The sequence below is a fragment of the Rhizobium chutanense genome, assembly GCF_002531935.1.
Lineage (GTDB): Bacteria > Pseudomonadota > Alphaproteobacteria > Rhizobiales > Rhizobiaceae > Rhizobium > Rhizobium chutanense.
In genome coordinates this window covers 24,801-40,949 of the sequence record NZ_NWSV01000031.1, presented here as the reverse complement: position 1 = coordinate 40,949, position 16,149 = coordinate 24,801, and the positions used below count along the sequence as shown (strand labels likewise).

The window sequence follows — 16,149 nt, the reverse complement described above, 5'->3', positions numbered from 1 at the left end:
GGTGACGACAGGGACAATCTGATACGCTTTTGCAAAACTGTTATAGTGCAGGAAGCAGTACGGATGGATGAAAACACAGCGGGGCGCACCCGCATCGACATGGTCGTCGCGACGATCCGCCAGCGCATCGCCGCGCGCAGCCTGACGCCGGGCGCCAAGCTGCCTTCGGTGCGGGGACTGGCGGCGGCACTGAAGCTTTCGACATCGACCGTCGTCGACGCCTATGAGCGTCTCGTCGCCGAAGGCGCGATCCTGGCAAGGCCGGGTTCGGGATTCTACGTCGCCAATCAGGCAGCCCCCTTCGCGCTTGCCGAGGCCGGGCCGAAGCTCGATCGCGCCGTCGATCCCTTCTGGATATCGCGGCAATCGCTGGAGGCCGATGAAACCGACCTGAAGCCCGGCTGCGGCTGGCTGCCGCCCGTCTGGCTGCCCGCGGAAGGCATGCGCCGCGGGTTGAGAACGCTGGCCCGCGCCGACGGCGCCGCCCTTGCCGATTACGGCTCGCCGCTCGGCCTGCCGCCACTGCGCCAGCTGATTTCCCGGCGCATGGGCGAACGCGGCATCGAAGCCTCCCCGGATCAGATCATGCTCGCCGATTCCGGCACGCAGGCAATCGATCTGCTTTGCCGTTTCCTGCTGGAACCCGGCGACACCGTGCTGGTCGACGACCCCTGCTATTTCAATTTCCACGCTTTGCTGCGGGCCCACCGGGCAAAGATCGTCGGCGTCCCCTACACGCCCTCCGGCCCCGATATCGAGCGGTTCGCCCAGGTCGTCGCCGAGGAGCGGCCGCGGCTCTACATCACCAACTCAGCCATCCACAATCCCACCGGCGCAACGCTGTCGCCGGTGACCGCCCATCGGCTTCTGAAACTCGCCGAGCAATTCGACCTCACCATCATCGAGGACGATATCTTTGCCGATTTCGAGTATTCGCCGGCGCCTCGCCTGGCCGCCTTCGACGGGCTGGAGCGCGTCATCCATATCGGCAGCTTTTCCAAGACGCTCTCGGCTTCCGCCCGCTGCGGCTTCGTCGCCGCCAGGCCCGAATGGATCGACGGCCTGACCGACCTCAAGATCGCCACCTCCTTCGGCGGCGGCCGGCTGACGGCGGAACTGGTGCTGAACGTCCTGAGCGACGGCGGCTACCGCAAACACATGGAAACGCTGAGGCACCGGCTTTCCCGGGCGATGGGCGAGGTCTCGGCCCGGCTGAAGGGGCTGGGGATAAAACCCTGGCTGGAACCGCAGGCCGGAATGTTCCTCTGGTGCCGCCTGCCCGACGGCATCGATGCGGCCGACGTGGCCCGCGCCGCGCTGGAAAAGCGCATCGTTCTGGCCCCGGGAAACGCCTTCAGCCTGTCGCAATCGGCAACGAATTTCATGCGCTTCAATGTGTCGCAGACGCTGGAGGCGCGGGTGTTCGACGTATTGAGGGATGCGCTGAAGATCGCACGATAAAGCCTACAGCGCCCGAAAGGCCGGGCGCTGGCGCCCACCGCCATCCTCAAAACGACCGGTTGACCGCCTTGTCGTTCTCCAGCCGGGTCACGCAGCCTTCGAGCTTGGCGAGCAGCAGATCGAAGTCGAGCGGCTTGGTCAGATAGTCCGCCGCGCCGCCGCGCAGGCCGGCCAGCGTGTTTTCCCGGTCGGTCAGCGCCGTCAGCAGGATGAAGGGGATGTTGGAAAGCTCGGGATGATTGATCTGAATTTCCGCCAGCAGCTGATGCCCGTCCATAACAGGCATGGAGATATCGCTGATGACGATATCCGGCCATTTCGACAGGATCATTTCCAGCCCTTCGGCGCCGTTCGAGGCCTCGAGCGTCTTGTAGCCGGCCTCGTTCAACTCTTCGACGAGGAGGTTCCGGATCTCGACTTCATCCTCAATGCACAGGACTGTAACCATGAAATTCTTCCTTAAGCTGCAACGTGTTGATCCGGCAATAGAAGCTCTATTGGCAGTATAATGGTGAATGTTGTGCCCTTGCCGAGCTCGCTCGTCACCTCGACGCTGCCGCCATGCAGCTCGACGACCTGCTTGACGACATTCAGGCCGATGCCGGTTCCGGCAATGCCCGTCGCGCTGCGGGCGCGATAATAGGGCTGGAACAGTTTCGGCAGATCCTCCGCATCCATGCCGATGCCGCTGTCGGAGATCGCAATCTCCACGGTCGTCTCGTCGGCCCGGGCGCGGACATGGATGTCGGGCGCCTTGGGCGAATATTTGACGGCGTTCGAAATCAGGTTGGTGAAAACCTGTTCCATCGCGCTGCGGTCGAACGTCAATTGATCGGGTATGGCCTCGAGATCGAGATGGAAGACATGCGAGCGGCTGAGCTGGCGCAGCCGCTCGCAGCAGGTGACGAGCAGGGCTTTCAGATCGCCTTCGCTGCGCTTCAGGGTGATCTGCCCGGTTTCGAGCCGGCCGCTGGCGAGGATGCTCTCCATCAGATCGACCATGCGCACGACCGCGCTGCGGATCACGCCGGCCTTTTCGCGAACGTAATCGCCGCTGATATTGGCGGTCGAGCGGCAGAGCCGCTGGGCCGCGGCGTCGATGATGGCGAGCGGCGTGCGAAACTCGTGCGAGGCCATGGCGACGAACTGGCGCTGAAGCGCGTTCACCTGGCGTTCGTGCACCAAGAGCCGGTCCAGCTCCTCTCTCTGCCTCTCGATCTCGGCCGTTCGATCGGCCACCATTTCTTCCAGATGATTGCGGTGATGGGTGATCTCGGCCTGACTGTCGAGCAGGGTCAGCGACGTGCGATGCAGACCGCGTCCGAGCCAGAACACGACGGTGATCAGCAGTGCCAGGCAGCCGAGCCCAGCCGGCGCGATCTGCTGAAGCAGCATGAATCCGGGCCGGATCGGCGGCCAGACGAGATAGCCGATCGTGCCGCCGTCATGGGACGGCACGGCGACCTGCACCCGCTCATCCGCACTTTTCCAAGGCGTGAAATGCAAGCCTTCGAGCCGCGCATAATGGGCGATGTTTTCGGCAACTTTTCCATCGATGAACTTGACCGAGACGGTGATGAATTCCTGCCCCGCCTCGACCTGCATCCTGGCCGAGCTCGGCAGAATGGGACGCGCACTGATGATCGCCGGCCTGTTGCCGATCATCAGCGTGCGAACCTCGGCCAGCTGACCGAGCGGCCGGCTGCCGGGCTTTGCCGCCAGCTCGACGAGAGCGGCACGCATCTCCTCGGCAACAGCGGTCATGTCAGGGCTGTCGTCACTGCCGAGCCGCGGCGGCATGACGTCGGCGCCGTCGCGGAACGCAAACATCAGGCGATTGGTATCGTCGAAGATATAGGTCCTGTCATGCCCGAAATACCGGCTCGTCCACTGGCCGATATTGTCGAGCAGCCAGTCATGGTTCCGCTGCTTGGCATAAAGGAAGGCGTCGTCCCATTTGGCGATGCTTTCCTGTTCGCGAGGGAGTGCGGCGATCTGCTCTTCCAATCCCTGACCGACGAAGTCCGCCTGCCGGCGCAGCGAGAGGTCATCGACCTTGACGGCGGCGAGCCACGCAAATCCGCACAACAGCACAGCCGCCGCGCAGGTAAGCGTCACCAGGACGAACGTAATGTGGGATGTCAGCCTGACCTTCAATACCCGCGACCTTTTGATGGCGCCCGCCGCCGAGAAATTGACACGCAAAAGTTGACGGATTGTGAATTGCGCTTGCTCTTACTTACACGGCAGGACGGGCGTTGGGAGGATGCTCCGCTTGTCATTGCGGGCGCGGGAGGATGCACCAGCCTCCAAGAGAGCCGCATCCTGAGGCGCCCGCAAGGGCCTCGAAGGACGAGGCGGGTGCGCCGACGTTCATGAATGCAAGAAGCAGCGTTGCGGCGCGTGCTTCGAGGCTCCGCCCTTCGGGCTGCGCACCTCAGCATGAGGGACGTTGGCGGATGCCGCGCTTGCAATTGCCGGCGCTGGAGGATGCGCGCAGCCTCCAGAGAGCCTCACCCTGAGGCGCCCCGCAGGGGCCTCGAAGGGCGAGGCGGGCGCTCCCGAGCCGCTTCACGCCGGCCGGCGCACCGCGCGGATCTTGCCGCTGCCGCCGCCGCCGCCGCCGCAGAAGAAACGGTCGCCGCCGTCGGATTCCAGGCCGGAGACGCCGGTGCCTTCGGGCATGTCGAGCCGCTCCAGCACTTCCCCCGTTTCGGGGTCGATGCGCCTGACATCGCTGTCGTCGCCTTCCCAGGTGCCGTGCCAGAGCTGGCCGTCGACCCAGGTGACGCCTGTGACGACGCGGTTGGATTCGATCGTGCGCAGAATCTTGCCCGTCTCCGGGTCGATCTGATGGATCCTGCGGCCGCGGTGCTGGCCGACCCAGAGCGTGCCTTCGGCCCAGGCAAGGCCGGAATCGCCGCCATTGCCGGGCGCCGGGATGGTGGCAAGGACGCGACCGGCCTTCGGGTCGATCTTGTGAATGACATCCTCGGCGATCTGGTAGAGAAACGTGCCGTCGAAGGCCGTCCCGGCATGGGACGCGACCTCGATCGAGCGCACCACCTCACCGCTTGCGGGATCGAGCGCGTTCAGCCTGTCGCCCGAGGCGAACCAGACATGCTCACCATCGAAGGTGACGCCGTTGACGCGGTCGGCGCCGGGAAAAGGTCCGTATTCACGCAGGATGGTCGCGGCAGATTTCTTCATCTCTTCCTCCTTGTGGATTTGACCATACTAGTCGCTCGGCAGCGGCCCGGGGAGTAACAAGATCGTCGGGAAAGAGGAGAGCGGCGGGTTCATCCAGCGGCGCGCGCGCCCGCGGCCGATCGCCTGCACCCTGCCCTCGACGGCAAGGCAATCCAGCGCCCGCTGTACGGTGCGGGGGCTGGTAGCGAGCGCAATCGCCAAAGCCGAACTCGACCACGCCTCGCCATCGGCCAGAAACGCGAGCACGGCCCCATGAGCCCCTTCGACGAGCGGCGCCAGGACGGCAATCTCCGGGGCGCCGCACGGCGAAAGTGCAAAACCGCGCTTCGTTGCCGAAACCTCCGCCAGCCCCCGCAATTCAGCGCGCAGCCGGCCGATCTCGACCCGCAGTCGGGCGCGATGCGATTCATCGGCGTGTTTGCCGCGGAAGGCGCGCGCAATCAGCGTGCCCCTTGCCACATCCCCCGGCCAGGCTTCGGCAAGCGTGCGGGCAAGCGCAAACAGCACCGGCCGCGTCGCCAGCGAGACGGCCGTGCCGGCCTTCCACACCACATGACGGCAGGCATCAATGACGAGCGCGCCCGAACCGAGCAGCGCTTCCACCTCACCAAGCAGCAGCGGGCGCTCCCGCCCGGGCGACAGCAGCCGCGCCGCCGGCGTGTCGAGCACGAGGGCCGCAGTTTCGACTTCCGCCGTCAGAGCCGGGATATTGGCCTCGCGCGCTGCAAGCCTTGCCCGCTCGAGCGCAGCGCCTGCTGCTTCGGTCTGCAGCCGCCGGACGGCGATGCCAGCCGCCACCAGCTCGTGCGCAGCCTGCAGCGGCGGCGGCAGCGGCGTCGGATCAAGGGCTGCAAGCGCGCGTTCGGCCTCGTCGAGGCGGCCGATCAGCACCAGCCTGCGAATGGCGACATTGCCGGCATGGGCGGCATTGACCCTGTCGCCATGCGCTTCCAGCACTTTGCGGGCCGCTTCCAACGCCTTCGGCGGCCAGATCAGATCGCGCGAAACGAGCGCGATCTCGGCTTCGGCGACCACGCAGCGCGCCCGCGCCACTGCCTCCCGCGGACCAAAGGCGCGCGCCGCACTTTTCAAAAGCGCCTTGGCGCGGCTGAGATCGCCGAGCTGTGCCATGGCGATGCCACGCAGCGCCAGCGCCGGCGCATCCTCGCGCAGCGCCACCCGCTTCAGCGCGCCGAGTGCGTCACCCGTTGCCAGCGCCCGCGCCGCGGCTGTGATCAGCGAGTCCATTCAAATCCCGTCACACTTGTCACTCCCGCCATTCGCCTGCCCGGCCGTAGTCTTCGTTCAACGGCCGCAACCGAGCCGGATGCTACGACGAGAGACAGGCAAAGGAGAAGACCCATGACGGCACAGCTGAACGCAACACGCCAACAATGGCTGGAAGCAAGGCTCGATCTGCTCGAGGAGGAGAAGGAACTGACGCGGCAAAGCGATGCGCTGGCGGCCAAACGCCGGCAGTTGCCCCGCGTCAGGATCGACAAGGACTACCGTTTCGACACCGCAGGCGGCGATGCCTCGCTGAAGGATCTCTTCGGCGGGCGCTCGCAGCTTCTGATCTACCACTTCATGTTCGGACCGGATTACAGCGCCGGATGCCCCTCCTGCTCGTCGATCGCCGACGGCTTCAACGGCGTCTTCGTCCATCTGGAAAACCACGACGTCGCCTTCTGGGCGGTCTCGCGCGCCCCGCTCGAAAAGCTTGAGGCCTTCAAGCGGCGCATGGACTGGAGCTTTCCCTGGGCCTCCTCGGACGGCAGCGATTTCAACGCCGATTTCAGCGTCTGGTTCAGCCCCGAGCAGCAGCGCCGCGGCGAAATCGAATATAATTACCGCCGCGAGCCGGCCGCCCCCGAACCGCCCGCCCCTCAACCTCTTTCCGGCAAGACGGTGCCGGAATGGCAGGCGCGCGGCAGTGAAGAGCCCATCGTCCAGATCGCCTCCATGACCGGCACCGACGTTCACACCTACACCCGCGACCGCCCGGGCGTCAGCGCCTTCGAACTCATCGACGGCACCGTCTACCACAGCTATTCCAGCTATGCCCGCGGGCTCGACGGGCTCTGGGGCATGTACCAATGGCTCGACCGCGCCCCGAAGGGCCGCAACGAAACCGGCATCTGGTGGCGCCACCACGACCGCTACGGCAAGGAGTGACGCCGATGCTATCTTCCGCTCACACCCCGAAGCCATTCGACGACAGGGCCGCCGAATGGCTCTCGCTGGCCGCTGCCGCGGACGGATCAACTGATAAGCCGCGCAGCAGTGTCACCAGTTCCCTCGGCCGGCGTGCCGCCGACTGGCTGGCATTCGCCGCCGCCCCGACATTCGTGCTCATGGCACTGCTGACGGCGGCAACCGGCAGTGCCGACGTGACGTGCATGACGGCGCCTGATGCCTTCCCGATCGGGGGGATGGCGCCGATGTACTTGCTGATGGCCGGCTTCCATCTCGCGCCCTGGCTGCGGCTCGCGGGAAGGCGGCCGACATAAGCAAATTCACGCCTTCACCTCGATAAAATCGATCGGCCCGCCGGCAAGCTCGTCGTCGAAGACCGCGCAGGAAAGCTTGCCGCCGAAGACGCAGGCGCTGTCGATGTTGGTGCGGTTTCCTGTCGTCACCGGGTTGGACAGTGACGGTGTATGGCCGTGGATCAGGTGCTTGCCCCAATAGTCACCGGACGCACCGGGAGGGAATCGCAACCAGAGCAGATCGCGCTTGGTCTGCCGTTCCAGCGGAAACTCCGGAACGACGCCGGCATGGACAAAGATGCGATATCGATCAACATGCATAAGGGGGCGATCGGCAGCCCATTGCAAATGCTGGGACGAAACCCTGCCGTCATAGGAAATCTCGGTTTCCAGTCCGCCGTTGCCGATCCACAGATCTCTGTCGTCGCTGTCGGCATAGGCAGCGACCATCATGTCCTCATGATTGCCTTTCAGGCAGATCCACGACCACTGGCCCGAGGGGCCGGCAATGATCCGGTCGAGAACACTTTTGCTGTCGGGCCCGCGATCGACATAGTCACCAAGAAAGACGACCGCGCCGTCGGACGCATAGGCCTCGATCAGATCGATCATCCTGTTCAGCGGATCGATACAGCCGTGAATATCACCTATGGCGAATGTGTAGCGCATATCTCACATTTAGTGCCTGTCGCAGGCAAGGTGAAGTCAGGACCACCACGGCGGATCTCTCAATATTGCCGACGGAAAATCCGACTCATTTCCCGGCACTTGCGGCGATTGCCTCGCCATTGGCTTGAATTCGCCAATTGGCTGGATGCCTGGACGCACGGGAGGGATGTTCGCGCGATACGTTCACGGCTTAGCGGAGATAGCGCGTCAATGCCGGATAAGTGATACGCCGCAACCGCCCGCTTCCGATTGTCTTCCTGCCCAAAACTATGCCATGACCCATCCTCCAAGAGATGCAACGGAAAAGGCGCGGCATGAAGAAGATCGGTTTCCTCTCATTCGGGCACTGGACGCCCTCGCCGCAGTCGCAGACACGCTCGGCGGCTGATGCGCTGCTGCAGTCGATCGACCTTGCCGTCGCGGCCGAGGAGCTCGGAGCCGACGGGGCATATTTCCGCGTGCATCACTTCGCCCGCCAGCTCGCCGCCCCCTTCCCGCTGCTGTCGGCCGTCGGCGCCAGAACCAGCCGGATCGAGATCGGCACTGCAGTCATCGACATGCGCTACGAGAACCCGCTCTATATGGCCGAGGATGCCGGTGCCGCCGACCTTATCGCCGGCGGCCGGCTACAGCTCGGCATCAGCCGCGGTTCGCCCGAGCAGGTGATCGATGGCTGGCGCCATTTCGGCTATGCCCCGCCCGAGGGTCAGAGCGAGGCCGAGATGGCGCGCCATCATGCCGAAGTCTTCCTCGAAGTGCTGCGCGGCGAAGGTTTTGCCAAACCGAACCCGCGGCCGATGTTCCCGAACCCGCCCGGCCTGCTGCGTCTCGAGCCGCATTCGGAAGGTCTGCGCGAGCGGATCTGGTGGGGCGCAAGCTCCAACGCCACAGCCGTCTGGGCAGCCAAGCTCGGCATGAACCTACAGAGTTCGACGCTGAAGGACGACGAGACGGGAGAGCCGTTCCACGTCCAGCAGGCAGATCAGATCCGCGCTTACCGGCAGGCCTGGAAAGAAGCCGGCCACACGCGCCAGCCCCGCGTCTCGGTCAGCCGCAGCATCTTTGCGCTCACCGACGATCGCGATCGCGCCTATTTCGGCTATGGCGGCGACGAAGGAGACAAGATCGGTTTCATCGACGAGAAGACCCGGGCGATCTTCGGCCGCAGCTACGCCGCCGAACCCGAGACCCTGATCAAGCAGCTCGCCGAAGACGACGCGATCGCCGAGGCCGACACGCTGCTGCTCACCGTCCCCAACCAGCTGGGCGTGGAGTATAACGCCCATGTCATCGAAGCGATCCTGACCCACGTCGCCCCGGCGCTCGGCTGGCGTTGAGGTCGGCGACTGTCAGGCGTGAGCATCATCTGGCCCGCCCTGCGCCACTGTTCGGAGCCGGTGTGCGGCACGGCACGCCGGCCTCTTATGCCATGCCAGTCACAGGGCATCGACAGAGCATGGCAGCTGTCATTCCGCGCGGCCCTGCCCGTACCCTCGACGAGCATCGGCCGCCCAAGCCTTGAACCATCGCATGGCCGACCGAGTTATGGCTGTACCGAACCGCTCGAGTTGCCTTATGCCGCGCACGAACCTGAACGATATCCTGATCTTCATGGCCGTCGTCGATGCCGGAAGCTTTATCGCCGGCGGCCAGGCGATGGGCCTGTCGCGTTCGGCGGCGGGAAAGGCCGTCATCCGCCTGGAAGAGCGGCTCGGCGCGCGCCTGCTCAACCGTACGACGAGAACACTGAATCTCACCGACGAAGGGCGAGTCTTCTACGAGCGCGGCTTGCAGATCCTCGCATCGGTCGACGCTGCCGAAGCGAGCGTGGCTGGCCGGAGCGGCACGCTACGGGGCGTTCTCAGGCTGAGCGTTCCCGATGCCTTCGGACGGTTGGTCGTGCTGCCGCTGCTTGAAGAATATCTTCGGGCCTGCCCCGAGATCCAGGTGGAGATCAGCTTCACTGATCGCTTCTCCGACATCGTCGAGGAAGGCTTCGATCTGACCATCCGGATCGGTCCGACGGCGTCGGACACCCGGCTGGTCTCACGCGTGATCGCCACCTGCAGGACGCGGCTCTGCGCCTCGCCGTCCTATGTCGCCGAGCACGGCGAGATGCGTGATATCGACGATCTCGCAGCGCATGACTGCCTGATTTTCGCCAGCCGCAATCAAAGGCACGCCTGGCGTTTTCGCGGCAAGGGCAATTCCTGGATCACGGCGCAGGGACGCAACCGCCTGAGGCTCGACAGCACCGAGGCGATCCGCGACGCCGCCCTGGCGGGACTGGGCATTGCTCTCCTGCCCGACTTTCTCGTCGCCGACGATCTTGCGGCCGGCCGTCTCCGGCAGGTTCTGCCCGACCTCGAAACCGATGACACCAAGATCGTGACGCTCTATCCCGACAAACGCCCGCTGGAACCGCGCGTCCGCCGCTTCATCGACCTGATGGTCGAGGAGCTTGAACGCCGGGGCGAGGCATGCCGCCGCGACGCTAACTCTCTGTGACCGCCTTGTCGAAGCCACGAAAACTTTTGAGAGCAAGGGGAGAAACAGTTGCCGCGAGATAGGCGAGGCCGGTGAGGAACAGCGCCGCGGCAAGGCCGATCGTGCTGATCAGCGCGCCGCCGACGAGACCGCCGAAGGGGATGAGCGCAAAGCAGAGGGCCGTGTTCATCGCCGTGACGCGGCCGGTTAGCGGTTTCGGGATGCGCTCGAAGATCACCGCCGACAGGATGGGGTTGAGAAAACCGGAGGCAAAGCCGGCGATTGCGAGCGTTGCAAAGACGGAGCCGAGCGGCGCATCGACCGCCAGCACCAGAAAACGCGGAAACCCGGTCAGCAAAAAAGCCACCGTATAGACGATCAGACGCGGCATGCGCTCGCCGATGACCGCGGCAATCGCCGCCCCCGCGATCGAGGCACCGGAAAAGACGGCGAACATCGCTCCGAGCAGCTCCGGCCCGTGACCGGCGTCCCGCGTCCAGACGGGCAGCAGCACGGCATGATAGGCCTGGTCGAGCAGATTGGTGGTCGCCACCATGGCGACGATACTGACGAGCACGGCATCGCCGCGCAAAAAGCGCCAGCCCTCGCGGAGATCATCGAGGTAGGAAGAGCCTTTGTCCAGCGGAGCGGCGTCCGCGGCGGGCAGCTCAGGGGTGGGTGGCATGCCGGGTATGCCGATCGTGACGACCAACGCGGCGCCGGCGAAGGTGGCGGCGTTGACGACGAGCGCCTGGCCCGGGCCGATGAGCCCGATCAGCGCGCCGGCGCCGGCCGCGCCGACCGTCGAGGCCAGGCGTTCGATCGCGCTGGCGACGCCGGTCACCCGCTCGAGCGGCACGTGGGCCAGCGCGGCGATATCGGGAACCATCGCCTGCTTGGCGGCGTCGGAGGGGCCACGCAGCACGCCCATGGCAAAAACGACGGGCAGCAGCACCGGGACGGTCAGGAGGCCGAAGAGATCGAGAAGCGGCACCAGCCCCACCACGACAACGGAAGCGGTGTCGCAGATGATGGCGATGCGCTTGGCGCCGACACGGTCGATCAGCGGCCCGCCGAGCGCCTTGGCAAGCACATAGGGTAGCATTTCCATCATCGCCGTCAGCCCCGTCAGCACCGGACTGCCGGTAGCGCTCAGCACCAGCCAGGGAATGGCGATGGTCGAAAGCCGCGTGCCGGACAGCGAAAGCGTCTCCGCGGCGGCAAGCGCCAGGAAGGGCGTGCCCCTTCTCACGGTTCCTCCTCCCCTTCGCGATGCGGAAGGCGGCCCGGATAGGGAAAGGCGTGCAGCATGACATAGAAGGGAGCCATGTCGGGGTTCTGAGAGGTCGCCTCCCCCAGCGGCGGTGCTGCCCGCATCGCCTCCAGAATAATGTCTCGCAGCCGTATCGTCAGGGCCTCGGCCTGGTCAGCCGTCATCGGGATGATGATGTCGTCGGCGGCCGTCGCCTTGCGCCATTCGGCCGGCAGTTCGGCATATTCCTCCAGCGCCTGCTGCATCTGGCCGACCTGCAGCGAAAGCGCCGCCTGGTTGAAGGCGATATCGAGATCGAGCGCCTCCCCCGCCGCTTCGCTGGCGGGCACCGAGGTCAGCTCGTGGCTCGCGCGCCACCAGCGGTCGCGCCGCGAGGTATGCGGCGCCTCTTCGATGAACCCGTATTGGGCGAGCTGACGCAGGTGATAGCTGGTCGCGCCGCTGTTCAGGCCGAGCCGCACGGCGAGCTGGGTCGCCGTGGCCGGGCCGTCGATCCTCAGCATGCCGAGCATGCGCAGCCGAACCGGATGCGCCAGCGCCTTCAGCGCGGTCGGTTCAGGTACGACCCGGCTGACGGTGCGGGACGCGGCGGCGGACTGGGGGCCTGGTGTTTTCATGCCCCAAGCTTAATATTACAAAGATATCTTTGCAAAGACTTCTTTGCATAATGAGAACGCTTCTGACGCGCTCTGTCCGCGCTCAAGCGTCCGGCAAAGTGAACACCGCGCAAGGGTCGGCGATGCCGCGCAAGCTGTGTTCTCCGAGCGGGATCAGCATCGTCGTCGTATTCGCGGCAACAGCACCAGAGATCAGTACGCTTCGGCCGAGCGGCTTGCAGAGCCCTTCCAGCCGGCTGACGAGATTGACCGCCGGGCCGATGGCGGTGAAATCAAGCCGGTCTGCCGCGCCGATATTGCCCCAGAGGATCTCGCCGAAATGCAGAGCCGCGCCGAAGGGCAGCGGCACCAGCCCCTGCGCCCGGCGCACCTGATCGAGATGGGCCATGCCGGCGCAGCTGGCGGCGACGGCCCGGAGCGCCGCGTCGCAGGCATTGCTGTCTTCTTGCATTTGGCCGGAAGCGCCGGTGACGGGAAAGATCGCCAATACGCCGTCACCGATGAATTTCAGCACCTCGCCGCCGAAAGCGTGTACGGCGCCGGCGACGCGGTCGAACCAGGCGTCGAGCGTCGCAATCATCGCATGCGGCTCCGTCACCTCGGAAAGCGCGGTGAAATCGCGCAGATCCGCGCAGAGAAGAGCGGCGCGAATAGTCTCGCCAGTGCCGCGGGCAAGCGCTCCGGCCTGCACCCGGGCCGCACTGCGCCGGCCCAGATACGCTTCGAGCAACGCCGCCCGCGCCTCGCGCGTCGCAAGGGCTGCGAGCGGCGCCGCGGCAAAACGCGCGACGTCCCGCAGCCGGGCGGCGTCATCGGGAGCGAAAGAGCCGGCGCCGGCGGCAATACTCGCCCAGCCGAGCATCGGCGCATCCTGAGAAGGCCCGATCCTCTCCTCCCACACCGGCCCGAGCCCGGCCAGCCAGTCGCGCCCGGCATCGACGGGCGGTGCGGCGGCAAAAGCCAGCGCCTCGATGACAGCCCCGGTCTCGGCCCGCCACAGCCAAGTGCGCCGTGCAATGATCGGATGCGGCACCGCAAGCGTCAGCGCCCCGCCGGCAAGCGGCAGACCATCGGACAGCAGCCGGCGCCCGAGCTCGGCCAGAAACGGTTCGGGACCGGGCGAAGCAGCCGCCTCATCGACCAGCCAGGCAAGGGAGGAAGGCAGATCCATGCCCTAGCATCGCATCAAGCCCGGGCTGCGGGCAAGCCCGGAGCATCCGCTCGCGGATGTTCCGCAGCCCGTCAGGACACTTGCGGTGTTTGTGGGCCACTGGCAAACCACTGTAAAATCCCGCGACGTCATCCGCGGCCTTGTGACGAGGATCTGCGCCGTCCGGATTAAGCATTTGAAAATAAATGCTTTCCATTCGTGCAATTGCAGTGGTCAGCTCGGCTCAAGGCCGAGCATGACGGAGGAGACTTGGTCAACAAACTGAGGACACATCCGACATTCGGTAGGCCTCCCTCTCGGCCGGCCGGCGCATCCGCCAAAGTCTCCCCACAACCTCTGTCAACCCCACTGCCAAGCAAACCTGTGGAAAACCATTCACCGCAGTGGAAAACAATGAAAAAAACACTTTAAACTTGCGCATCTTTGATTCCATGATGCGCCAGCTTGTCATGTGCGATTGAGGGGTTGCGATGGGCACGACATTCTGGCCGAAAGACCCGCTGGACGGGAATGACATGACGCTGCTGACGACGATTCTGCGGCGGTGGTGCGCGCGCTACGGGATCGAATTTACGGCCGAGGAGAGCAAGCGCAAGGCGAAGGAACTCGTCGAATGGTTCGAGTTCGGCGTCAAGGATCCGATCGAGCTCGAAGAGCTGATCGACGGCAAATACTGGCTCGTCAGCACGATCTGATTTCGGGAAAACTGCGAACTCTCATGAGAAAGGCCGGCGAAACATGGCGCCGGCCTCATCGATTCATATCTGGCCGAGACCTCAATCGTCCCAGCGACGGTCGTCATTCCAGCGGCGGTCGCGGTCCCAACGCCGTTCATGGCGCCAGCGCGGGCCGTCCCAATCCCCATGGCGCCGCTCCCAGCCCCAGCGGGGCGGACCGCCGTAAAAGGCCACCGGCGGCGGGCGGCGCCAATTGCGCCGGCATTCGCCCCAGCGCGTCAGATGCCAGCCGCGGCCGCAGGCGTAGTCGACCTTGGTGATATTGCTCTCGACTTTGATCGTCGCGCTCGGCATCGCCTGCGCCGTACCGATCGAAAGGCTGCCAGCAAGCAAGGCAGCCGCGATAGAAAGTGCCTTCATAACGAACTCCAATTCAATCCAGCCGTGACCACCCTAGGGCTGCCAAATTGAACTGGGGATGAACTGCGCGTTCATGTTTGAGGATGAAAAACAGCGCTTCCGGCCGGCCGACGCAACGCCGCCAGGCCGCCTTTTTCCGTGGGCGGCAGGCGGTTGACGGTACGGTGGCGCCCTTGGGAAAACCGTTCATTTCCTGCCGGAAAAAACATCCGGACCCGGGTCGCGCCCGGCTGCGACCGCGGTGAGCCGCCCGAGGTAATGCGTCCAGCCTTCCTCATGGCCGGCGCATTGTTCCGCGCTCGGCAGGCCGCTATGGGTGAGCTTCAGCAGCGTTCCATCGCGCTGTTCAATCAGATCGATCTCGACCAGGCTCGAGCCCGGCGGCACCACGTCGCTGCCGTCCCAGCCGAAGCTGTAGGCAAGGCGATGGACCGGCACCACCTCGCGAAACGAGCCGCGCGCGTAACGGGCGCCGGTAACATTGACGAGATAAAGCCCGCCCGGCTGCGCCTCGACCTGCGCTTCCGTTCCCATCCAGCGCAGGATCTTTTCCGGGTCGGTCATCAGCGCAAACACGGCAGCCGGCGGTGCTGCGATATGCGCTTCGCGGTGAACGACGAAAGCTTCTGGCATCACGATCTCCCATGGGTTGCCGCCCTACCCCTCAATGAGGCGGAGCGGCAGGCTTTTTCGACATGGATGTCCTCAGCAGGAGCATGTAGGCGGAAGGACGTGATCAGCAAGGGTGGCGTGGCATGCATCTATCGTCTGCCAGAGCACTCGCCTCGCCCTTCGAGGCCCCGGCGGGGCAGCGTGCAGCATCCTGCAACGGTGCTCCTTGTATCCCTCAACCGCCAGCGCCCCGCAACGAACTGCATCTCCCCCTATTGCCAGCCCGCCGCCTTGCCCCTATTGTCGCGCCGTTCTCAGGGCGGGGTGAAAGTCCCTACCGGCGGTATGCAGTTTCGATTGCGAGCCCGCGAGCGCCTTCTTGAAGAAGGGTCAGCAGATCAGGTGAGATGCCTGAGCCGACGGTCATAGTCCGGATGAAAGAGAACGTGCGTTGCCGCTGCCCTTGGGGCTGGCGGCGGATGCTCGTGATCGCCTTGGGTGACGTGTCTGTACGCCAAAGGAGATGACTATGACACCCACCCGTTATGCCTTCGTCAAAGCCGGCTGGCACGCCGATATCGTCGACCGTGCGCTCGAAGGTTTCCAACAGCTTGTTCCCGCCGAGCAGATCGACGTGTTCGATGTTCCGGGCGCCTTCGAAATGCCGCTGCTGTCGCGCGATCTTGCCGCGAGCGGGCGTTATGCCGCCGTCATCGCCGCCGCCTTCGTCGTCGATGGCGGGATCTACCGCCACGAATTCGTCGCCCAGGCTGTGGTCGATGGCCTGATGCGCGCCGGCATGGATACCGGCGTACCGGTTCTGTCGGTCTCGCTGACACCGCATCACTATCAGGAAACCGAGCATCACACGCAGATCTACCGCGCCCATTTCGTCGAGAAGGGCCGCGAGGCCGCGCGCGCAGCTCTGATGATCGGCAAGACACGCGCCGCTCTTGCGGCGTAAAGCTTGCGCAACTGACGGCGGGATCGGCCCGCCGTCTTCTCCATACCGACAGAAGAATTGATTCGACGCCCCACCCGCGCTGTGGTCCACTCCACCCGA

General features: G+C 65.0%; 17 protein-coding genes and 1 riboswitch. Of the genes, 7 read left to right on the top strand and 10 right to left on the bottom strand.

The genetic code is table 11. The annotated features are described in order from the left end of the window. The first annotated feature begins 42 nt into the window (after positions 1 to 42). Complete coding sequence (locus CO666_RS29015) at positions 43 to 1,461, top strand: aminotransferase-like domain-containing protein (RefSeq protein ID WP_097615486.1); 1,419 nt, start codon at positions 43 to 45, stop codon at positions 1,459 to 1,461. A 46-nt stretch (positions 1,462 to 1,507) separates the two neighbouring features. Here CO666_RS29015 and CO666_RS29010 read toward each other — a convergent pair whose 3' ends face one another. The 4 genes from CO666_RS29010 to CO666_RS28995 form a co-directional block, all read right to left on the bottom strand. After that, complete coding sequence (locus CO666_RS29010; protein WP_097615465.1) at positions 1,508 to 1,909, bottom strand: response regulator; 402 nt, start codon at positions 1,907 to 1,909, stop codon at positions 1,508 to 1,510. Between the two features lie 11 nt (positions 1,910 to 1,920). Then, positions 1,921 to 3,666, bottom strand: coding sequence for a sensor histidine kinase (locus CO666_RS29005; protein WP_179869781.1), 1,746 nt, complete (start codon positions 3,664 to 3,666; stop codon positions 1,921 to 1,923). A gap of 366 nt (positions 3,667 to 4,032) precedes the next feature. After that, the gene (locus tag CO666_RS29000; protein WP_097615464.1) at positions 4,033 to 4,671 is read right to left on the bottom strand and encodes an outer membrane protein assembly factor BamB family protein; all 639 of its coding nucleotides are present in this window, start codon (positions 4,669 to 4,671) and stop codon (positions 4,033 to 4,035) included. Between the two features lie 27 nt (positions 4,672 to 4,698). After that, a complete protein-coding gene (locus CO666_RS28995; protein WP_097615463.1) occupies positions 4,699 to 5,919 on the bottom strand; it encodes a helix-turn-helix domain-containing protein in 1,221 nt (406 codons plus the stop codon). 114 nt (positions 5,920 to 6,033) lie between these two features. Between CO666_RS28995 and CO666_RS28990 the strand changes: the two genes are divergently transcribed. Further along, complete coding sequence (locus CO666_RS28990; RefSeq protein WP_097615462.1) at positions 6,034 to 6,846, top strand: DUF899 domain-containing protein; 813 nt, start codon at positions 6,034 to 6,036, stop codon at positions 6,844 to 6,846. 5 nt (positions 6,847 to 6,851) lie between these two features. After that, positions 6,852 to 7,181 carry a hypothetical protein gene (locus CO666_RS28985; protein ID WP_097615461.1) on the top strand — a complete coding sequence of 110 codons (330 nt, stop codon included), beginning with the start codon at positions 6,852 to 6,854 and terminating at the stop codon, positions 7,179 to 7,181. 6 nt (positions 7,182 to 7,187) lie between these two features. On the opposite strand, the gene CO666_RS28980 is transcribed toward CO666_RS28985, so the two are convergent. After that, complete coding sequence (locus CO666_RS28980; protein ID WP_097615460.1) at positions 7,188 to 7,829, bottom strand: metallophosphoesterase family protein; 642 nt, start codon at positions 7,827 to 7,829, stop codon at positions 7,188 to 7,190. A gap of 314 nt (positions 7,830 to 8,143) precedes the next feature. On the opposite strand from CO666_RS28980, the gene CO666_RS28975 reads away from it, so the two are divergent. Further along, positions 8,144 to 9,166 (top strand): LLM class flavin-dependent oxidoreductase, encoded by a 1,023-nt coding sequence (locus CO666_RS28975; RefSeq protein WP_097615459.1) that lies wholly within the window; start codon positions 8,144 to 8,146, stop codon positions 9,164 to 9,166. A 238-nt stretch (positions 9,167 to 9,404) separates the two neighbouring features. After that, positions 9,405 to 10,337, top strand: a complete 933-nt coding sequence (locus CO666_RS28970; protein ID WP_097615458.1) for a LysR family transcriptional regulator — start codon at positions 9,405 to 9,407, stop codon at positions 10,335 to 10,337. Here the strand turns inward: CO666_RS28970 and CO666_RS28965 are convergent. The 3 genes from CO666_RS28965 to CO666_RS28955 all read right to left on the bottom strand — a co-directional run bounded on the left by CO666_RS28965 (position 10,324) and on the right by CO666_RS28955 (position 13,377). Next, on the bottom strand, positions 10,324 to 11,568 hold the full coding sequence (locus tag CO666_RS28965) for an MFS transporter (RefSeq protein ID WP_097615457.1): 1,245 nt from the start codon (positions 11,566 to 11,568) through the stop codon (positions 10,324 to 10,326). The two genes, CO666_RS28970 and CO666_RS28965, sit on opposite strands and share 14 nt — an antisense overlap. After that, on the bottom strand, positions 11,565 to 12,206 hold the full coding sequence (locus CO666_RS28960; protein WP_097615456.1) for an ArsR/SmtB family transcription factor: 642 nt from the start codon (positions 12,204 to 12,206) through the stop codon (positions 11,565 to 11,567). The genes CO666_RS28965 and CO666_RS28960 overlap by 4 nt, the downstream gene beginning before the upstream one ends. Before the next feature lie 82 nt (positions 12,207 to 12,288). Beyond that, positions 12,289 to 13,377 (bottom strand): adenylate/guanylate cyclase domain-containing protein, encoded by a 1,089-nt coding sequence (locus tag CO666_RS28955; RefSeq protein WP_097615455.1) that lies wholly within the window; start codon positions 13,375 to 13,377, stop codon positions 12,289 to 12,291. Positions 13,378 to 13,847: 470 nt separating this feature from the next. On the opposite strand from CO666_RS28955, the gene CO666_RS28950 reads away from it, so the two are divergent. Next, complete coding sequence (locus tag CO666_RS28950) at positions 13,848 to 14,072, top strand: hypothetical protein (RefSeq protein WP_097615454.1); 225 nt, start codon at positions 13,848 to 13,850, stop codon at positions 14,070 to 14,072. A gap of 81 nt (positions 14,073 to 14,153) precedes the next feature. On the opposite strand, the gene CO666_RS28945 is transcribed toward CO666_RS28950, so the two are convergent. Together CO666_RS28945 and CO666_RS28940 are read right to left on the bottom strand one after the other, a co-directional pair. Further along, the gene (locus tag CO666_RS28945; RefSeq protein WP_097615453.1) at positions 14,154 to 14,474 is read right to left on the bottom strand and encodes a GCG_CRPN prefix-to-repeats domain-containing protein; all 321 of its coding nucleotides are present in this window, start codon (positions 14,472 to 14,474) and stop codon (positions 14,154 to 14,156) included. Between the two features lie 186 nt (positions 14,475 to 14,660). Further along, on the bottom strand, positions 14,661 to 15,107 hold the full coding sequence (locus CO666_RS28940) for an SRPBCC family protein (protein WP_097615452.1): 447 nt from the start codon (positions 15,105 to 15,107) through the stop codon (positions 14,661 to 14,663). Positions 15,108 to 15,392: 285 nt separating this feature from the next. Continuing rightward, a riboswitch (FMN riboswitch) is annotated at positions 15,393 to 15,536 on the top strand. 79 nt (positions 15,537 to 15,615) lie between these two features. Here CO666_RS28940 and CO666_RS28935 point away from each other — a divergent pair. Beyond that, the gene (locus CO666_RS28935; RefSeq protein ID WP_064694549.1) at positions 15,616 to 16,050 is read left to right on the top strand and encodes a 6,7-dimethyl-8-ribityllumazine synthase; all 435 of its coding nucleotides are present in this window, start codon (positions 15,616 to 15,618) and stop codon (positions 16,048 to 16,050) included. Positions 16,051 to 16,149: the final 99 nt, after the last annotated feature.